The following is a 17,744-nucleotide window of genomic DNA, read 5'->3' on the forward strand; positions in this document are numbered from 1 at the left end:
GTCAGTCCTGTTTGTCCTTGATAGCCTTGAGTAAAGCATCGATATCGGCGCGGCGACCCTGGTCTGCCAGCTCACGCCCTGGCCGAGGTGGGGCCTGCAAGGCTTTTTGCAGGGCAGCGGTAGCCTCAGGGTAGTGTTTCTGCCGGTACAGATGATCCGCCCAGAAGTAATTACTGTCGATGCCATTGGGGTTTATTTGCAGGGCTTTGCGCAACAAGGCATCTGCCTTGTCGGCATCGCCGAAACCGATAGGCCAGCCAGGCACTTGGTCATACAGCGTGCCCAGGCTGGTGTAAGCCGAGCCCTGCAAGGCATTGGGGTCCAGTTTCATGGCCTGCTCCAGGCTGGCCTTGGCGGCCTTGACCTTGCCCAGTGCCCCAAGGCCACCCGTTGCACCTGCCCAACTGCTATTGATGATCCCCTCCCAGATCAGCGGTTCTGGCGTGCCCGGGTACTGACGTACGAACACGGCAGCATCGCCAGCCAGTTTCTCGAATGCATCGGCACGCTTTTCTTTGGGCAGTTGATACTGAATTTGCGCCCAACGCTGCTGCAAATCGCTCAGGTGCTGACTACCCGCCTGGTCCAATGCCCAGGTAAAGGGGGCGAATGCCAGCAAGCTGGCCACGAACAGACGCTTCATTTGATCGACTCCTTCGAGTGGCTACCAATATAACGACGAATGACCGGCAGTTGTTTGCGCAGGGCGCGGTCGACCACCCCTGGCAACATGCCGTTGATGCGCACGAACAGCTTTTCCGGCCACCCCAGGTACAGCTCGCTACGTTCAGACTGCACCGCTTCGAGCACCGCCCGCGCAACATCCGCCGGATCATCCATGCCGACCTTCAGCGCTTGGTTCAGCGCTGTCGCAGCACTGCTGTTCATCGAGGTACGGGTTGCCCGAGGGGCGGCATACAGAACATCGACCGTGGTGTCGGCCAGCTCGCGGCGCAGCGCCTCTGAGAACCCGCGCAAGGCAAACTTGCTGGCACAGTAGGTGGCATAACCGGGATAGCCGATCGAGCCATAGGTCGAGCCAACATTGACCACCAGTGCTTTGGGCTGGGCACGCAAAAGCGGTAGGCACGCGCGCGTGAGCTGCAACGGCGCCTTCAGGTTGATGTCCAGCAACTCATCGAGCGCGTGCTCGTCCAACTGGTCTAGCAGCGCGAAGCGGTTCACCCCGGCCGCGTTGATCAATACGTTGACATTACCCATCTCGCGGGCGCGGGCTACCACCTCACCGCGGCCGGCGGCACAACGCAGGTCGGCTTCTTGCCAACGCAGGCGACCGGGGTAGCGCTTCATCAGGCCTGCAAGCTCACCAATGTGCCGACTGACCGCCAGCACCTGAGCGCCCGCAGCACACAACTGCTCGGCCAATTCCAACCCGATGCCACCACTGGCGCCGGTAAGGACCACTACGGACTCAGGCAATCGCATGGCGCACCTCTTGCTGCCCGGCTCGCGGCAAACCCTGGAACATATCGGTGTACAAGCGATAGACGATTTTGGCGGCATGGATAACCGCCTGTTGGTCTGCGCGGTCTTCGAGGCGATCCATCAGTTGCTTGTAAGTCACCATGTGATCCTGGTCGAGCGCACCGTGCGAGCTGAGGTAACTGAACGCCTGGTTAGGCAGCGCCAAGGTGCTCTGGATAGTACCTGCGGCCTGGGTGGCCAGGGCGATGCTGGTGCCTTCGAGCACATTGACCATGCCGAACAGCCCGACCGGGTTGCCCCGGGCGATCAAGTCGTACAAGTAGGCGACCATCAGTTCGATCGGCATCGCCGGACGGCCATCACGCACCGCCTCCCAGTCACCGCCACAGGCTTTGATGTCATTGAGAATCCACTGCTCATGGCCGTACTCTTCCTCTATGTACTCGCACACCGCGCCGCGCAGCCATTCCAGCCGCGACGGCAAGCGCGCACCACAGGCCATCATCAGCGGCACGGTGTGACGAACGTGGTAGTAGGCCTGGGTCAGGAAGGCGATGTAACTGTCCAGGCTGACCTTGCCAGCCAGGGCATCACGGATGACCGGCACGGCGAACAATGCCTGACGCTCTTGGGCCGTTTGAGTTTGCAGCGTGTCGAAAAAGGACATGGCGTACCTCACTTGAGAAGGTCGGATAACAGGGTTTGGTAACGCTTGAAGATCGCCTGGCGTCGCGGGCGTCCGTTGGCGGTCAAGGTTTCGTCTTGCTGGCTCAGGGGGGCCGGCAAGCGGTACCAGGCATGCACCTGGGCGTAATCAGGCAGTTGCGCGTTGCAACGCTGCACGGCTTGGTCAATGGCAAGATCACTGAGGTTAGGGTCCAGCGGCCACAGCAGTGCCACGTTGCGCGGCAGGGCTTCGCCATGCACGAACGCCTGAGCGATCACACCGCCCTGGGTCAACTCGGACTCGACCCATTCTGGGTTGACGTTGCGCCCGAAGCTGGTGATGAACTGGTGCTTCTTGCGCCCATCGAGGTATAGATAGCCGTCTGCGTCTAGGTGCCCGAGATCGCCGGTGGCCCACCATGCCTGAGTGACAGGGGCGTCTTCCAGGTAACCCAGCAAGGTCGAGCCGGCAACCAGCACCTCACCATCCTCGGCAATGCGCACTTGAACATGGGGCAGTGGTTTGCCGACGCTGCCAGGGCGCATCGCCCCCGGACGGTTCAACGCCACGACAGAAGCGCATTCTGACAACCCATAGCCCTCGAACACCGGCAACCCCACCGCCTGCGCCCGCGCCAGCAAACTGGGCGAGACCCGCGCCCCTCCCACCGCAACGAAGCGCAACTGGCCTACCTGCATCAGCCCGCGTTCGATGGCCGTGACCAGCCCCAGCAGCAGCTGCGGTACCAGGATCAAGCTCTGTGCGCCACTGAGGGCAATGGCGCCCAGAAGGCGCTTGAAATCCACTTGGCTGGCACCGCCCACGCCCAGCTGCTCCTGCGGGTAAAGCTGCACACAGGCCCCAGCCATGAGCGCGGCGTACACACCGAGGTTTTCCAACAACACCCCCAGAGGCAGTACCGCCAGGTACCGTTGTGGGGAGGTGGGACGGCTGGCAGCCTCCAGCTCCCGTGCTACCCGCAATAGGCTGCCAGCGCTCAGGCACACCCCTTTCGGGCTACCGGTACTGCCAGAGGTGTAGGTCACCTTGGCGGTGCCGACCGGTAAAGCAACCCGGCTCGACGCCTCCCGGACCCAAAACTCGCCTTGCTGTACAAAGCCCTTGCCCGCCAATTGCGCCGCCCACCGCGGCGTACACAACACAACCGATGCACCGCTTTGGTTGATGCAGTGGTCGAACTGGGCGGCGCTGAAGAACGACGGCACGATCACGCAAGGGCGTTCAGCGAACAGCGCGGCCAAGTCCCAGAACAACTGATCTGGGCCGTTGTCCAGTGCCAACACCAAGGCACCTGCCGGTTGCCCATGCATGGCATGGGTGCGCAGCCCGACTTCGCCGAGCAACTGCTGATAGGTATAGCGGTGCGTTTGGCCTTGCACCGCCACCGCCTCGACATGATCGGCTGCATATTCGCCCAACCGTTGCCGAAATTGCTGCAACTCATGCGGCATGGCCTGCCTCCTCGGCACGGGCGGGAAAGCCCAGGCGTTGGAACACGCCGGCTCGGCTCAAGGCATCGTAGCCGTAGCCGATATTGCCGGCGAACACCTGGGGGTGTTGGTCGTAATAGGTACCCCATTGATCGACCTGCCCCTGCAGGCGCTCGGGGTCGGCCGGGGCCAATACCGTCGGCACCAGCCCCAGCCGCTGGAAACTGTTTATCAGCGTGGCGGCGCCGGTGAAGGCCACCCATTGCAAGCCGCGCGCAGCCAGCAACCAGGTCACGGCAATGATCATGATGCGTGCGCTGCCGGCGCTGAGCGATGCCAGGTTGCCGACCTCGACCATGCCAGTGCGGGGCAGCTCGGTGCCGGCTATGCGGGACACCTGCACCTCCAGCGGCTGGTCCAGATACCGCTCGAGAAACAACGGGCCCTGCGCGGCCAGGCGCACGCCAGCGGCGGCTACCAGTTGCCCGTGGCTATCGTGCAAGGCCAGCAGTTCGGGCAGGTAATGCTGCACGTCCGCGTGGTGCGCTGTGGCAAAGCAGTGGTGGATGAAGTGCTCCAGGCCTGGGCGGCCAGGGTCTCCAACAGAATGAAGCGATAAACGAGCATGGTGATCGGCATGGGTACCGATCGCTAACGGGAGCAGGCTGCTCCATTGAATCTGGCTCATGAAAATCCCCCAACTGGGTGCGATGGGCGGATTATCTGGGGCGAATCTGAAGGGAATCTGAAGTCGGCGAAAACAGCTGCAGGTGGGATCGAACGGTGAAATCGACCATACTTCAGCCTTCAAACCAATCTGTGCGTCCGATGCCTCAACTCACGCCCTCCCCGCTACCCTCATCCTGGGCCCAAACGACCTGGCGAGCCTGGCGTCAACGCCTGGCGTTCTGGATCGGTGCATTGCTGGTTGGGCTGACGGCCCTGGCGTTCGCCTGGCTGGCCGACGCTGCATTCGCATCGTTCAAACAACTGCTGGAATGGGCTCCCTGGTCCCCACTGGTGGTCACCCCTGCGGGGTTTGCCTTGCTCGCATGGCTGACCCACCGCTGGTTCGAGAATGCCAAAGGCAGCGGTATCCCGCAGGTCATTGCGGCGCTGGAGTTGCCCTCCGGTCGGTTGCGAGCGCGCTTGCTGTCACTGCCTGTGGCTGGCGCGCGCATGTTACTGACCCTTGGCGCGCTGACAGTCGGCGGCTCGGTAGGCAGAGAGGGCCCGACCGTGCATATCGGCGCTGCCGTGCTCTATGCCTTTGGCCGCCGCCTTGGGCTGCATGGGCGGCGCACCCTGGCTGGCCTGATCCTGGCGGGTGGCGCTGCGGGCATCGCGGCCGCGTTCAACACGCCATTGGCCGGGGTGGTGTTTGCCATCGAAGAACTCAGCCGGACCTTCGAACAACGCTTCAGCGGGCTGGTGCTCACGGCAGTACTGATCGGTGGCATCGTGACCCTAGGGGTGTTGGGCCAATATGCCTATTTCGGCCAGATCGGCGGGCGCTTGCCCATCGGTTGGGGGTGGATCGTGGTCCCTGCGTGCGCGGTATTGGGAGGCGTTCTGGGTGGGTTGTACGCCAAGCTGGTGCTGCCATCCAACAAGGGCATCCTAGGCCGTATGTGTGCACTGCGCGGGCGCTATCCAGTGCGCTTCGCTGCCGTTTGCGGGCTGGTGCTGGCTGTACTCGGCGTGATCTCGGGCAACCATGTATTCGGTACAGGGTATGAAGAAACCCGCAAACTGCTCGAAGCGCAACCTATTACGGACCCTACGTTTCTGCTCTGGAAATTCCTGGCCAATGTCGCGTCTTACCTTGCCGGCATCCCCGGCGGCCTGTTTTCACCGTCACTGAGTATCGGGGCGGCCTTCGCACCGCTGCTGAGCTTGCTCCCTGACGTCGACCCGCAGGCGTGTGCGCTATTGGGGATGGGCGCCTATCTGGCCGGTGTGACCCGTTCACCGCTGACCGCTTCGGTGATCGTGCTCGAACTCACCCACAGCCCGGACCTGGCAATCCCGATGTTGGCGACCACGCTGTTGGCAACCGGTATTTCAGGCTGGATATCACCGGTTTCGTTGTATCACGCACTGGCACACAGCGTCATCGACAGGTTGCAGGCACCCGAACCCTCCACGGGGGCTGAAGCGATAAACCGTAGCTAGTTGCACAACGGGCGGATTGGGCGCTCAAATATAGCAATGCGCCACCCCTGAAATGGACTTACATCAGGAATCACCGTGAAGCGAGATATTCACCTAGTCGTTCTGCTGTTGTCAGTGATTGGTTGTTCCCTCGCTTCATTGACCTTATGGAAGGTCGTCGCTTCGCGAGAGCGAGCTTTGGAGGAAGCCAACGTCCATGCTCTGAATTTGACCCAGGCCCTTTCCACCTATGCAGACGGTATCGTGCGGCAAAGCTCGGTGATCCTGCTGGGCCTGGTCGAGCGCCTGGAAACCGAAGGTAGCGGCCCCCAACAGATCGAGCGGCTTCGACAACTGGTGGCCAGCCAGCAGCCACTGATGCCCCAGCTGAGCGGCATTACCGTTTACGGTCGTGACGGCAGTTGGCTGATGGCCTCCAATCGCCCCATTCCGGCAGGCGCCAACAGCAGCGACCGAGCCTATTTCATCCACCACCGCGACGACCCCTCGCGCGAGCCATTCATCGGCATGCCGATCCGCAGCCGCGCCAACCATGAGTGGGTGATCACCATCAGCCGGCGCTTCGACGATGCCCAAGGGCAGTTCGCCGGGGTCGTGGCGGTGACACTGGGCGTTGAGAACTTCCTGCGCCTGTTCGGCCAGATCAACGTGGGCCAGGACGGTGCCATCGGGCTGACCCATACCGATGGTGCGCTACTGGTGCGCTACCCCTTCCGCGAGCAGGACATGGGCCGCAACTTTTCACGCTCGCCCCTGTACGCCAAATACCTGGTGGACCGTTCCGTCGGCACGGCGTCATACAAGTCCAGCCTGGACGGCGTTGCCCGCTTGTATGCGTTTCGCAAAAGCGATAGCCAGCCGCTGGTGACCACCGTGGCACTGGGCAAGGACGAGTCACTGGCCGGGTGGCGGTTGGAAACTGAGCTGTCAGTACTGGTGGTATGCGGGTTGCTAGGGCTGACGGGGGGCATCGGTTGGCTGCTGATCCGGGCAATGCGCCGGCGCAGTGAGGCCGAAGGCGAATTGCTCATCACCCAGCAACGCCTGCTCGACTCCAATCAACAGCTGGAGCGCCTGGCCAAACACGATGCGCTGACTGGGGTGGCCAACCGGCGCTTTTTCGACGAAACCCTGGCCAAGGAAACCAGCAGGGTACAACGCAGCCATGCAAGCCTGGCCTTGCTGATGATCGATATCGATCACTTCAAGCGCTACAACGATAGCCTCGGCCACCCTGCAGGTGATGCGTGCCTCAAGCGTGTGGCCACGACACTGGCCGGCTGCTTGCGCCGGCCCAATGACTTGCTTGCACGGTATGGCGGCGAAGAACTGGCCGCCATACTGCCCGATACAGACTGCGCGGGCGCAACCATGATTGCCAAAGGCATGCTTGAACGCCTGGCGCTGGAACCTATCGCTCACCCGGACAGTCCTTTCTCACAGGTGACCGTGAGTATCGGTATAGCCTGCATCAGCCCAAGCCAGCCAGACCTGGTGTCATCGCTGTTGGAAAGGGCTGATCGCGCGCTCTATGTCGCCAAGCAGGAAGGTCGCAACCGGCTGCACGTCGGTTGAGCCCGGCACGTTAGTCAAACACGGTGCGTATGCCCGATCGAGGCGCAGACTTGGACGCTATTAAGCAAAGTGCCGTGCACAGCCGCGCACTCGACTGGCTGAACTTTTTCCTGGCCGATGTACGCGATGGGCTAGGGCCGTACTTGGCCATCTATCTGCTCGCCGTACACCAGTGGCAGCCGGCGAGCATCGGCTTGGTGATGACTCTGGCCGGGGTGACAGCGCTGGTGGCGCAAACGCCAGCTGGCGCACTGATCGACCGCACCCGGGCCAAGCGCGCGGTGATCGTCATCGCTGCCTTGCTGGTGACCGGTAGCTGCCTGCTGCTACCGTTCATGGCATCGTTCACCTTGGTGGCGTTGACCCAGACCGTCAGCGCCCTGGCCGGTTCGGTATTCGCCCCCGCGATTGCGGCCATCACGCTGGGCATCACTGGGCCCAAGGCGTTCACCCGTCGTTTCGGGCGCAACGAAACCTTCAACCACGCTGGCAATGCCTGTTCGGCACTGCTTGCTGGCGGGCTTGCGTATCTGTTCGGGCCGGTCGTGGTGTTCTACCTCATGGCAGTGATGACGGTCATGAGTATCATCGCCGTCGCCAGGGTGCCCGCTGACGCCATCGATCATCAGCAGGCACGGGGCTTGAGCGACGCGGCCCATGGCCACGATCAGCCCGCTGGCCTCAAGGTGCTGCTGCACAACCGCACCTTGCTGCTGTTCGCCGTGTGCTGCGCACTGTTCCACTTGGCCAATGCCGCCATGTTGCCTCTGGTCAGTCAGAAGCTTTCGCAGATCGACCTGCGTCTGGCTACGCCCCTGACCTCGGCCTGTATCGTTGCCGCGCAACTGGTGATGGTGCCGATGGCAATGCTGGTCGGCAACAAGGCCGAGCAGTGGGGTCGCAAACCCTTCCTGGTGGCTGGCTTTTTCGTGCTTGCACTGCGCGGGGCGCTGTATGTGCTGTCAGACAACCCCTTCTGGTTGGTGGGTGTGCAATTGCTCGATGGCGTGGGTGCCGGCATTTTCGGCGCGCTGTTCCCCATCGTAGTGAAGGATCTGACGGCAGGCACTGGCCGCTTCAATGTAAGCCTGGGCGCGCTGACTACCGCCTTTGGCCTGGGCGCGGCTTTGAGCCCTGGCATAGCCGGGCTGGTGGTTCAGGCGGCAGGTTACGATGCCGCATTCCTGACCTTGGCCGCTATCGCCACGGCCGCTTGGCTGTTGGTGTGGCTAGCACTGCCAGAAACCGCCCCTCAGATGGACCGGACGCTGGAGTACGCCGAAAGCTGAAGGGCCAGCGCGCAAAACTGCAGCGCTACACCCCTGGCGAGTGAGTCCTTGCACGCGCACACTTTTCAGAGACTGCAAAACCTGTAGAATCCGTGGCCGATTGCCCTGACCAATGCCTGAGCTTCGCCCATGACGCTGGCCCGCCACACACATTCGAAAGTCGCCTGGCTGCTGTATTTCAGCATCCTGTTCGGCTCGTTGCTGTGTGCCATGGGGCATGGCCAAATGGCCGGGTTGCGCCTGGCCGGCCTGAACGACGCCGCGTGGTGCGCGGCGCACAGCAGCGGCACAGGCAGTGCCAACCAGGACGTCGCCGACCCTGTGCTGCCGACCGGCGCCGACTGCGTAATCGCCAGCCTGTTCAGCGCTACGCTGCTGGCCGTGTTCTTCGGCCTACTGGCCTTGCTCGGCAGCGAACCACGTACCTTCCTACCTAGGCAACCCACGCCACGTCTGCCCAAACAACGCTGGCCAAGGGTCAACCCACGCGCCTCGCCTGCCTCGCTTCTTGTGCTCTGACATCGCCACGCCTCGATGCCGTCTGATCGGCTAACGGCGTGCGCTCACCTTTTCAGCCAGGAAGCCTTGCATGTTCCGCATGACCACTTTGGCGCTGCTTGTTGGCAGCGCAACCTGTGCCTGGGCGCAGGACAACACCCTCACCCTGCCCGCCAGCGACGTTACCGCCAGCGCCGAGCCGCCCAATCAAGCAACCCGCCTGGACCTTGACCGCCCCATCGGCAGCGGCTCGAACCTGAACCTCAGCGCCCGCGAGAACCCGGCCTCGGTCAGTGTCGCCGACCGTGACACCATGGAGCGCATCGGCGCGCGTAACTTTCAGGACGCGGCCAACGCCCTACCCGGCGTAAACGCCTCGGCACCGCCCGGCTGGGGTGGCTACGTAGCGTACCGAGGCTTCAATGGCGCGCAGATCAGCCAGCTGTTCAATGGCATCAACCTGCAATACGGCGCCGCCGCACGCCCGGTGGGCGCCTGGATCTACGACCGGGTCGAACTGCTCGGCGGGCCTTCGTCATTCCTCAACGGCAGTGGCGCAGTAGGTGGTAGCCTCAACGTCATCACCAAGCTGGCCAGCCGCGATCAAGACAGCTTCGAAGGACGCATCAGCTACGGCCGCTACGACACGATGGAAACATCGGTCGGGGTCAATCAGGCGCTCAATACCGGCGACGGGCCACGCCACTATGCTCGGCTCGACTATAGCCGCACCAGCAGCAATGGCTATATCGACCGGCAGGCGAACGGAGCCGGTAACCTGGCCTTCTCGTTGCTGAGCGACATCAATGACCAGCTTTCCCACACTCTGGCCATCGAATACCTGGAAGAGAAAGAAGACAGCCCATACTGGGGCACGCCGGTGCGGCAACCATTGGCGGGCACACTGCATATCGACAAACACAACCGCTTCAACAATTACAACGTCAAGGATGGTCGCTACGAGCAGCGCACCCGCTGGCTGCGCTCGATCACCGACTATCGCTTCGACGACAACACGCAGTTGCGCAATACCTTCTACCACTACAACGGCCAGCGCGATTACCGCAACCTCGAGGTGTATCGCTACAACGCCGACAACAGCGCCATCGCCCGCTCCGGTGGCTACCGCCAGCGCCACGACCAGGAAGTCAACGGCGACAAGGTCGAGCTGACCCATCAGAGCCAGCTGCTGGGCATGGCCAGCGACTGGGCGTTGGGCATGGACTACAGCACCAACCAGCAGACCAATTACCCGCTGTCCAAGGGTGCGTTCGATACCGTTGACCCCAATGGCTTCGCGCCCGGCCACTTCCTCGACATACCTGGCATGGGCGCCCCCATGAGCAAAGGCCGCAGCAGCACTACCAACACCACTTCGGCCTTCGTCGAGAACCGCACTCGCCTGACCGACCAACTGTCGTTGGTCACTGCGCTGCGCTACGACCACATCGATTTCGACGTGGTCGACCATGTGGCGCGAGCCAAACTGGACCGGCGCTGGGACGCCATAACCGGGCGCTTGGGCCTGGTCTACGACCTGACCGCCAACGTCAGCCTGTATACCCAGTACAGCACCTCGGCCGAGCCGCCGGGAGGCACCCTGACCAGTGCGTCGATCAGCCAGGTCGGTGACTTCGACCTCAGCACCGGGCGGCAGGTCGAAGTGGGCAGCAAGTTCGACTTCCTCGACGGACGCGGCAGCGCTACCGCAGCGGCTTACCGGATCGTGCGCAAGAACATCTCGGTGCCCTCCTCGACCGTGCCCAACACCACCGAGCAAGCTGGCCAGCAGACCTCCACCGGTATCGAACTGGCGGCCTCGTTCAAGGTAACGCCCAAGTTGCTGGCGGCAGGCAACTTCAGTTGGGTGAACGCCGAATACGATGAATTCAACGAGACCATCAGTGGTGTGGTGTATTCGCGCAAAGGCAAGACGCCGGTGAACATCCCTGACCGGGTGGCCAACCTATGGTTGACCTACGACCTGGCACCCGGTTGGCAGCTCGGCGCCGACGCCCGCTACGTATCGTCGGTGTACGCCAACACCGCCAATACCGCGTGGGTACCGTCATATACCGTCTACGGGCTGTCCATGACCCACGACCTGGACCAGCACGTGCAGCTCAGCGCCCGCCTGCGCAACCTCACCGACGAGGTCTACGCCCGTTTCATCCACCAGACCAATACCCAGTACTACCTGGGTGAACCACGCAGTCTGGAAGTTGCTGTGCAGTGGCGCTACTAAGGCGGCGCAGCCTCTGAGGGGTGCCAAACAAGGTCGAACTTGGCGAACAATGCTGCAGTGTTCACACTAGCGCGTTGTTCGCTGCCCGATAGGATTGATCATGCTTTATATCGTGATGCTTGGCGGTCGCCACCCTCGTGCACACATAGAGGTACATGACGTGGTTTTTGCCCAGGCCGATAGCCTGGCGCAACTGCACCCGCACCTGCGCCATACGTGGTTCGGCAGCCCTGAGGGCCTGCACATTGACTCCTGGCTGGAAGTCGACGGTGTCGATGGCTACCGGGTCGAGCTGAGCCAGGCAGCACCGGGGCCTGGCTCCATGCGCCTGTTTTTCCTGAACTTGGGTGGCTATGAGCGGCAGGTATTCGGCGAGGCGCATCGTTACGCGCTGGTAGCAGCCGTCGACAAGGCCCAGGCCAAGCGCCTGGGCAAACAGCGCATGGCACAGGGCTGGTTCAAACCCCATACAGACGCGGTAATCGATATCGACGACTGTTTGCCGGTGGACCTGGTGAGCGGGCGTTATGTGCACTTGGTCGAGGGCGAACATGCAGGCATCCGCCAGTTCAGCGACTACATCGTGCTGTGATGGGTTCAGTTGCTGCGCCTTCACGCGACAAAGTGGCGCACCGCTGACCTTTTACAGCGACACCAGGATGCGGCTTAATGCTCGCCTCATCCATCCGGGGGCGTCATGACTCTACGTGCTCGCGCACATTTGTGTCTGTTTGCCTGCTTCGCCGTGCTGTTCAACCTGCTGGCGATGCCGCTCGACCGTGCCTTGCAAACACCCCGCATCGATAGCCAGTCACTTATCCTCGGCAGCTTCTGCAGCCTGCATGGTGCGCAGAGCCTGCCCAAGTCATTGCTGGCGCAGCTCAAGGCCGAGCTGCCGCAACTCGATGATCAACCGGAAACGAAACACCCGGCGGGTGACTGCTGTTGCGGGCACGCCGGGCATGCCTTGCTGGCCAGCGACTATTATCGCCACCTGTTTCCCCGCTTCTGGCCCGACGCACTGCTGCTCGGTGACAGCCACAGGCTGCCACTGCCACGCGAACAGTGGCCAAAGCTGAACCCCCGCGCCTCCCCCCTGGCCTGAGCCGTCGTTGTTTGCCCACAGCTGCCCCGTGACTGCGGTGTGCAGCCCTGCCCGACAGTTTCCAGGAAACCACTCATGTCTGCGTTGCGTTGCACCGCACGTGCCGTTCTGCCCGTGCTCGCTTTGTACAGCCTCAGCCCATTGTCGTTGGCCGTTGCCGAAACACTGCCCGCTGAAAACTCCACCCTCACCCTCGGCGCGGTTACCGTGACCGGCAATCAAAGCGGCCCGCTGGCCACCAGCAGCGTGCTCAGCTCGGTGGACATCCTGGGCGGCGATATCCTCGAAAAAATGCCCGTGACCTACAGCTGGGAGTTGTTCAACCGCGCGCCAGGGGTGATGCTCACCGAATTCAACCAAGGCACCACCTCGGGCAAATTATCGTTTCGCGGCTTCAATGGCGAAGGCGAAGTGAACGCAGTGAAGCTGTTGATCGATGGCATCCCCAGCAACACCAACGACGGCAACATGCCCTTCATCGACTCGGTGTTCCCCATGGACATCGACAGCATCGAAGTGGTGCGCGGCACCAGCGACCCACGCTACGGCCTGAACAACATCGCCGGCAACGTCAACATCAACACCCGCACCGGCGGCAACTACAACAAGGCGCGCGTGCGCTACGGCAGCTTCAACACCCGCGAAGTGCAACTGGCCAAGGGCATCGAGACCAGCAACTGGACGCAGAACTATTTCTTCGGTCGCCAGCAGGTCGACGGCTATCGCGACCATGCCGACACCCAGCGCTACAGCTTTGGCGGCAAGTGGTTCTACACCCCTGACGATGGCAGCTACCGCCTTGGCCTGATCGCCCGCCACTACGAGTCCGAAGCCCAGGAGGCCGGCTACCTGACCGAAGACGATGCCCGCCATCACCCGCGCATGAGCAACGCCTACAACGCCACGGACAAAGGCACGCGGCGGATGAACCAGGTCAGCGTGCACTTCGACACAGACCTGGCCGACACCCTGTCCTGGTCGGCCAAGACCTACCTCAACACCTTCGACGACCGCCGTTGGACACAGTACTGGCGCACCAGCTCACAACAGGAGCGCGACACCTACGAAGACCAGTACGGCGCCATCACCTCGCTGACCTGGCGGCCGCAGGTGGACTGGCTGCACGCCTTCGCCCTGGAAGGGGGCAGCGATGTGCAGAAGCAGCAGAACCGCAGCGAACGCTATCGCACCGTGGAACGGGTGCGTCAGGCCCAGACCCGCGACCAGGACTTCGACTTCAACACCGTCGGGGCCTACGTGCAGGCAGAGATCGAGCCGTTCGAGTCACTGAAGATCGTGCCCGCGTACCGGGTGGACAAGATCAGTGGTGACTTCACCAACAAGATCACCGGGCAGGACTACGACATCAACGACTACGGGCTGATCAAGCAGCCCAAGCTCAGCATTGTCTATTCGCCATGGAAGTTCGCCAGCGTTTACGCCAACTGGGGCCGGACCTTCCAAGTCGGGACCGGCGCCGCAGCCTACAAGGTGCCGCCACGCAACGAGGACCTGGACCCATCGATCAACGAAGGTTGGGAAACCGGCGTCAAGTTCACCCCAGCCAGCTGGATCGATGGCCGCGTGGCCTACTGGCGTCAAGACGCCTCTGGCGAAGTGAGCCGTCGCTTGAATGACCCGAGTGGCGAGTCGGACAACGTCGGTGAAACGCGTCGTTGGGGTTACGATCTGCAAGTCAACGTGCACCCGGACGAGCGTACCGAAGTGTGGATGTCGTACTCCTGGCAATACTCGAAGATCCTTGAACCCAGCAGCGCATTGCCCGACAGCAAAGGCAAGGAAATCGACCACGTACCGCACCACCTGTGGAACACCGGCATCAGCTACCAAGCCACCCCTGCCCTGCAACTGAGCGCCTGGGCGAACGGCCAGACCAACTACTACCTGGAGCGTGAGAATACCCAGGGCACGTACGGCGGCTACGTACTGATGAACCTGGGCGCGACCTACAAGCTCAGCGAAACGATGAGCGTGGACCTGCAACTGAAGAACCTGACCAACCGCTACTACGAGTACGTCTGGTACGACCCTGATGGTGCCGATGCCTCGCTGCATTCACCTGGAGATGGCCGGGCTTTGTATGCCGGGGTGACGTTCGACTTCTGAATGCGTCCTGGCTCAGCGATGAGTGAACCTGGCCGTGCGCTGCGCCCTGACTTGCGCACGGCCAGGCCAAATCCCTACACCGCTTGCTCGCTACATACCAGGCGGCAATATTCGGCCCAGTCCATCTCGAGCATACTCGCCAGCTGGCCATGGGCTGCCAGCAAAGCAAGGTTGAACTGATCGACGCTGCGCGACGCACAGATGACCTCCAACTCCCATTGGGCAATGTGTAATTGGCGAGCGACTCGGCACATACGGCCCTCACGATGGTCGGCGTGAATCAGGATATCGCCCATCAAGCGTTCCAGCTTGTTCAACCCATAAGGGTGCGCAACCATGGCAGCCAAACGGCAAGCCACCTCTGGACAGCCTGGAGCACGTACATCTTTTAGATATTCGAACATGGCTGACTTGCCTCGCCGAGGGATGTATCCAGAGCGAACTGACGGATGCGCGCCGTTACCAGGCCTGCCAGTTCGTCAGGACGGAACTTGGCGACGAACTGATCCGCGCCAACCTTTTTAACCATGGCTTCATTGAACGCCCCGGAAAGAGAGGTGTGCAGCACAATGTGCAGGCTCGCCAGCTGCGAGTTGGCGCGAACCTGCGCGGTGAGCGTGTAGCCGTCCATCTCCGGCATTTCGATATCGCAGATCATCATCAGCAGCTCCTTGGGGGGCTGCTTGCCTTCGGCCAGCATGGTGTTCAGCATTCCCAACGCTTGGCCGCCGTCATTGCAGGCCAACACCTGAACGCCTATAGCCTGCAGGCACCGGCTAACTTGCCGCCGCGCCACGCAAGAATCATCGACGATCAGTACTTTGAAGCAGCTGGCCTGCTGCCGAAGTGCGGCATCAAGGGTTGCCTCGCTCAGTTGCTCCGCAACCGGCGACACCTCGTTCAGCACTTTTTCCACATCGATGATCTCGACCAATGCTCCGTTGACGTTGGTGACGGCGGTGAGATAGTTGTGCCGCCCACTAGCACTGGGTGGCGGATGAATGCGCTCCCAGTTCAGGTTGACGATATGCTCGACCGCACTGACCAGAAAGCCCTGAGTACGGCCGTTGTACTCAGTGATGATGACGTAGGCCTGCTCAAGGTTTTCCAACGCCTGTAGGCCAGTAGCCCGGGCGAGGTCAAGAATCGAGATCGATTTGCCACGTACGTTGGCCACGCCGCGGACCACGGGGTGCGAACCGGGCAAGTGCGACAGCGGTGGGCACTTTAGGATTTCTCGCACCTTGAAAACGTTGATGCCGTAGCGCTGCTTGTCCGCGAAGCGAAACAGCAATAACTCCAGACGGTTCTTGCCAGCCAGCTGGGTGCGGCTGTCGACGGTTTCCAGTAAACCAGCCATTTTTTCACCTCATCTTGCCGATTGGATTCAGCCATTGAACCGTGTGACCAACGCGTTGAGGGCATGAGCGGTGTTCTCCAGGTCGCCGCCCAAAGCGCACGAGTTTTCGGCGATATCGGCGTTCTGCTCCGAGACTTGGGCGATGCTGGTGATCTGCCGGGAAATTTCTTCGGCAACATGGGCCTGCTGCTCTGAAGCGGTAGCCATCTGTTGGCTCATCTCATGGATACGGCTGACTGCGGTGTTGATACCGTCCAACGCTTGTTGCGTGCTGATCACCTGGGCCACACCGCTGACTGCTTCGCCGCTCCCTTGGCGCGCCACGGCCACTGCCTGATTGGCCACGTCCTGAAGGGTCTGAATGATGCGCTGAATGGTCTGCGTGGACTCCTGAGTCTTAGAAGCCAAGGCCCGTACCTCATCGGCGACCACGGCAAAACCTCTGCCTTGTTCCCCGGCGCGTGCAGCTTCAATGGCCGCATTGAGTGCCAGCAGGTTGGTCTGTTCGGCAATCGAACGGATCATGTTCGCCGCCTGCTGTATGGTCTGAGTTTCGTTGGCCAGCCCCTCGACTGAATGGCTCACAGCTTCGACCGTCTCTGCCAGTTTCTCGATGACGTGCCGGGTCTTTTGCGCTTCCTGCGAACCGGTCTGGGTGAGGAGGTTGACCTCATCGGCTGCTTTGGCGGTGTGATTGATATGCACGGCCACTTCTGCAATCGACATTGCCATCTGATTCATGGCGGTGGCGGCCATGTCAGCCTCGTCCCGCTGTTTGGTCAGGGCCTGTTCGGACTGGCGGGACAGTGACTGGCTCTGGGTCGCAAGCGCCGCTGTCTGGTTGGCGAAGTCGCCCAAGCGGCTCAGCGCCGTGCGAATTTTGGCTTGTTCACTGATCAGAATCATCTGCAGTTGCCCAGCCATGCCCCGCTCATCGGTGTAGGTTCGAGCGATCAGCTCACTATCGAAACTGCCTGCCGAAACACTGCGGATGCTGTTGAGTGTCTTGCGTGCCAACACTTCGGCAAGCCCTTGCAGCGCGAACATGCCAGCGGCGGCGGTCAGAGCCCCTGGCAAGGTGCCGGCCAGCTCGAACACTCCGGCACTGACTGCCGCCATCAACGTGGGCGGCAGCAGCATGCGTACCCAGAACCCCAGGCGCTCGCGAACAGCCCTGGTCTGCTTGTTATTCTTGAGCCTGGCGTACAGGTCGATCGCGCGCTGGATCTGGTCTCGATCAGGTTTGACCCGCACCGACTCGTAGCCGGTCAGCACGCCCTGGGAAAAGATCGGTGTGACATAAGCGTTGACCCAGTAGTGGTCGCCGTTACTACAGCGATTTTTCACCACCCCCATCCAGCTCTTGCCCTCTTTGAGGTAGGACCACATGTGCGCAAACACCGCACTGGGCATATCGGGGTGCCGGACGATGTTGTGGGGGCTGCCAAGCAGTTGCTCACGGGTATAGCCACTTACCGCCACGAATTCGTCATTGCAGTAGGTGAGCTTACCGTGCAGATCGGTTGCGGAAATCAGCCGCTGACCTGCTGAAAACTCGAGTTCTTTTTGAGTGACCGGAAGATTAGTTCGCATGATGCAAACCCTCTTTGAACGCTGTAGGCAATGTTATGTGTATGGCTAGTCGTTAGCGCTCACATGCGTCCTGCGGTTCGGGCGAGGCGGTCGGGATGGGGTTCTGGGTGATGGCACCTGTCTCAGGTATGAGATGAAGTGGAGCCTAATAGGTGGCCATTTGATGTCAATCCGCCACTGAGAATTATCTTGTTACATCTGTCGTTTTTGCAT

The 17,744-nt window shown here is 61.5% G+C and carries 16 protein-coding genes and 1 pseudogene; 8 read left to right on the top strand and 9 right to left on the bottom strand.

Annotation, left to right across the window (positions count from 1 at the left end):
• Nucleotide 1: 1 nt before the first annotated feature.
• Genes HU725_RS14235 through HU725_RS14255 form a run of 5 tightly spaced genes read right to left on the bottom strand, consistent with a single transcriptional unit; the run spans nucleotide 2 to nucleotide 4,252 of the window.
• The gene (locus HU725_RS14235; protein WP_186478042.1) at nucleotides 2–643 is read right to left on the bottom strand and encodes a tetratricopeptide repeat protein; all 642 of its coding nucleotides are present in this window, start codon (nucleotides 641–643) and stop codon (nucleotides 2–4) included.
• Nucleotides 640–1,446 (bottom strand): SDR family oxidoreductase, encoded by an 807-nt coding sequence (locus HU725_RS14240; RefSeq protein ID WP_186478041.1) that lies wholly within the window; start codon nucleotides 1,444–1,446, stop codon nucleotides 640–642. The genes HU725_RS14235 and HU725_RS14240 overlap by 4 nt, the downstream gene beginning before the upstream one ends.
• Nucleotides 1,433–2,113 (bottom strand): iron-containing redox enzyme family protein, encoded by a 681-nt coding sequence (locus HU725_RS14245; RefSeq protein WP_060477977.1) that lies wholly within the window; start codon nucleotides 2,111–2,113, stop codon nucleotides 1,433–1,435. The genes HU725_RS14240 and HU725_RS14245 overlap by 14 nt, the downstream gene beginning before the upstream one ends.
• Nucleotides 2,114–2,121: 8 nt before the next feature.
• Nucleotides 2,122–3,585, bottom strand: coding sequence for an AMP-binding protein (locus HU725_RS14250; protein ID WP_186478040.1), 1,464 nt, complete (start codon nucleotides 3,583–3,585; stop codon nucleotides 2,122–2,124).
• Complete coding sequence (locus tag HU725_RS14255; protein WP_186478039.1) at nucleotides 3,575–4,252, bottom strand: thermostable hemolysin; 678 nt, start codon at nucleotides 4,250–4,252, stop codon at nucleotides 3,575–3,577. Before HU725_RS14255 ends, HU725_RS14250 begins: the two co-directional genes overlap by 11 nt.
• 140 nt (nucleotides 4,253–4,392) lie before the next feature.
• Here HU725_RS14255 and HU725_RS14260 point away from each other — a divergent pair, with 140 nt between their 5' ends.
• The 8 genes from HU725_RS14260 to HU725_RS14295 all read left to right on the top strand — a co-directional run bounded on the left by HU725_RS14260 (nucleotide 4,393) and on the right by HU725_RS14295 (nucleotide 14,578).
• The gene (locus HU725_RS14260) at nucleotides 4,393–5,739 is read left to right on the top strand and encodes a chloride channel protein (RefSeq protein ID WP_186478038.1); all 1,347 of its coding nucleotides are present in this window, start codon (nucleotides 4,393–4,395) and stop codon (nucleotides 5,737–5,739) included.
• A gap of 75 nt (nucleotides 5,740–5,814) precedes the next feature.
• On the top strand, nucleotides 5,815–7,314 hold the full coding sequence (locus HU725_RS14265) for a sensor domain-containing diguanylate cyclase (protein WP_186478037.1): 1,500 nt from the start codon (nucleotides 5,815–5,817) through the stop codon (nucleotides 7,312–7,314).
• Between the two features lie 29 nt (nucleotides 7,315–7,343).
• Nucleotides 7,344–8,603 (top strand): MFS transporter, encoded by a 1,260-nt coding sequence (locus HU725_RS14270; protein ID WP_186478036.1) that lies wholly within the window; start codon nucleotides 7,344–7,346, stop codon nucleotides 8,601–8,603.
• A 129-nt stretch (nucleotides 8,604–8,732) separates the two neighbouring features.
• Nucleotides 8,733–9,122 carry a DUF2946 family protein gene (locus HU725_RS14275; protein WP_186478035.1) on the top strand — a complete coding sequence of 130 codons (390 nt, stop codon included), beginning with the start codon at nucleotides 8,733–8,735 and terminating at the stop codon, nucleotides 9,120–9,122.
• A gap of 70 nt (nucleotides 9,123–9,192) precedes the next feature.
• Nucleotides 9,193–11,346 carry a TonB-dependent receptor gene (locus tag HU725_RS14280; protein WP_186478034.1) on the top strand — a complete coding sequence of 718 codons (2,154 nt, stop codon included), beginning with the start codon at nucleotides 9,193–9,195 and terminating at the stop codon, nucleotides 11,344–11,346.
• A 100-nt stretch (nucleotides 11,347–11,446) separates the two neighbouring features.
• Entirely contained in the window at nucleotides 11,447–11,938 is a 492-nt protein-coding gene (locus HU725_RS14285; protein WP_186478033.1) for a DUF1543 domain-containing protein, read from the top strand.
• 105 nt (nucleotides 11,939–12,043) lie between these two features.
• The gene (locus tag HU725_RS14290; RefSeq protein WP_186478032.1) at nucleotides 12,044–12,451 is read left to right on the top strand and encodes a DUF2946 family protein; all 408 of its coding nucleotides are present in this window, start codon (nucleotides 12,044–12,046) and stop codon (nucleotides 12,449–12,451) included.
• A 75-nt stretch (nucleotides 12,452–12,526) separates the two neighbouring features.
• Nucleotides 12,527–14,578, top strand: coding sequence for a TonB-dependent receptor (locus HU725_RS14295; RefSeq protein ID WP_186478031.1), 2,052 nt, complete (start codon nucleotides 12,527–12,529; stop codon nucleotides 14,576–14,578).
• 74 nt (nucleotides 14,579–14,652) lie between these two features.
• On the opposite strand, the gene HU725_RS14300 is transcribed toward HU725_RS14295, so the two are convergent.
• The 4 genes and pseudogenes from HU725_RS14300 to HU725_RS23195 all read right to left on the bottom strand — a co-directional run.
• Complete coding sequence (locus HU725_RS14300) at nucleotides 14,653–14,982, bottom strand: hypothetical protein (protein WP_186478030.1); 330 nt, start codon at nucleotides 14,980–14,982, stop codon at nucleotides 14,653–14,655.
• Nucleotides 14,967–15,938: a chemotaxis protein CheV gene (locus tag HU725_RS14305; RefSeq protein ID WP_186478029.1), complete on the bottom strand. Its 972-nt coding sequence runs from the start codon at nucleotides 15,936–15,938 to the stop codon at nucleotides 14,967–14,969. The genes HU725_RS14300 and HU725_RS14305 overlap by 16 nt, the downstream gene beginning before the upstream one ends.
• A gap of 27 nt (nucleotides 15,939–15,965) precedes the next feature.
• Nucleotides 15,966–17,078, bottom strand: coding sequence for a methyl-accepting chemotaxis protein (locus HU725_RS14310; RefSeq protein WP_418939669.1), 1,113 nt, complete (start codon nucleotides 17,076–17,078; stop codon nucleotides 15,966–15,968).
• Between the two features lie 135 nt (nucleotides 17,079–17,213).
• Nucleotides 17,214–17,531 (bottom strand): annotated as a pseudogene (locus tag HU725_RS23195) (PAS domain-containing protein); the annotation flags it as partial.
• Between the last annotated feature and the right edge of the window lie 213 nt (nucleotides 17,532–17,744).

Origin of the sequence: Pseudomonas promysalinigenes, assembly GCF_014269025.2 — a bacterium.
Lineage (GTDB): Bacteria > Pseudomonadota > Gammaproteobacteria > Pseudomonadales > Pseudomonadaceae > Aquipseudomonas > Aquipseudomonas promysalinigenes.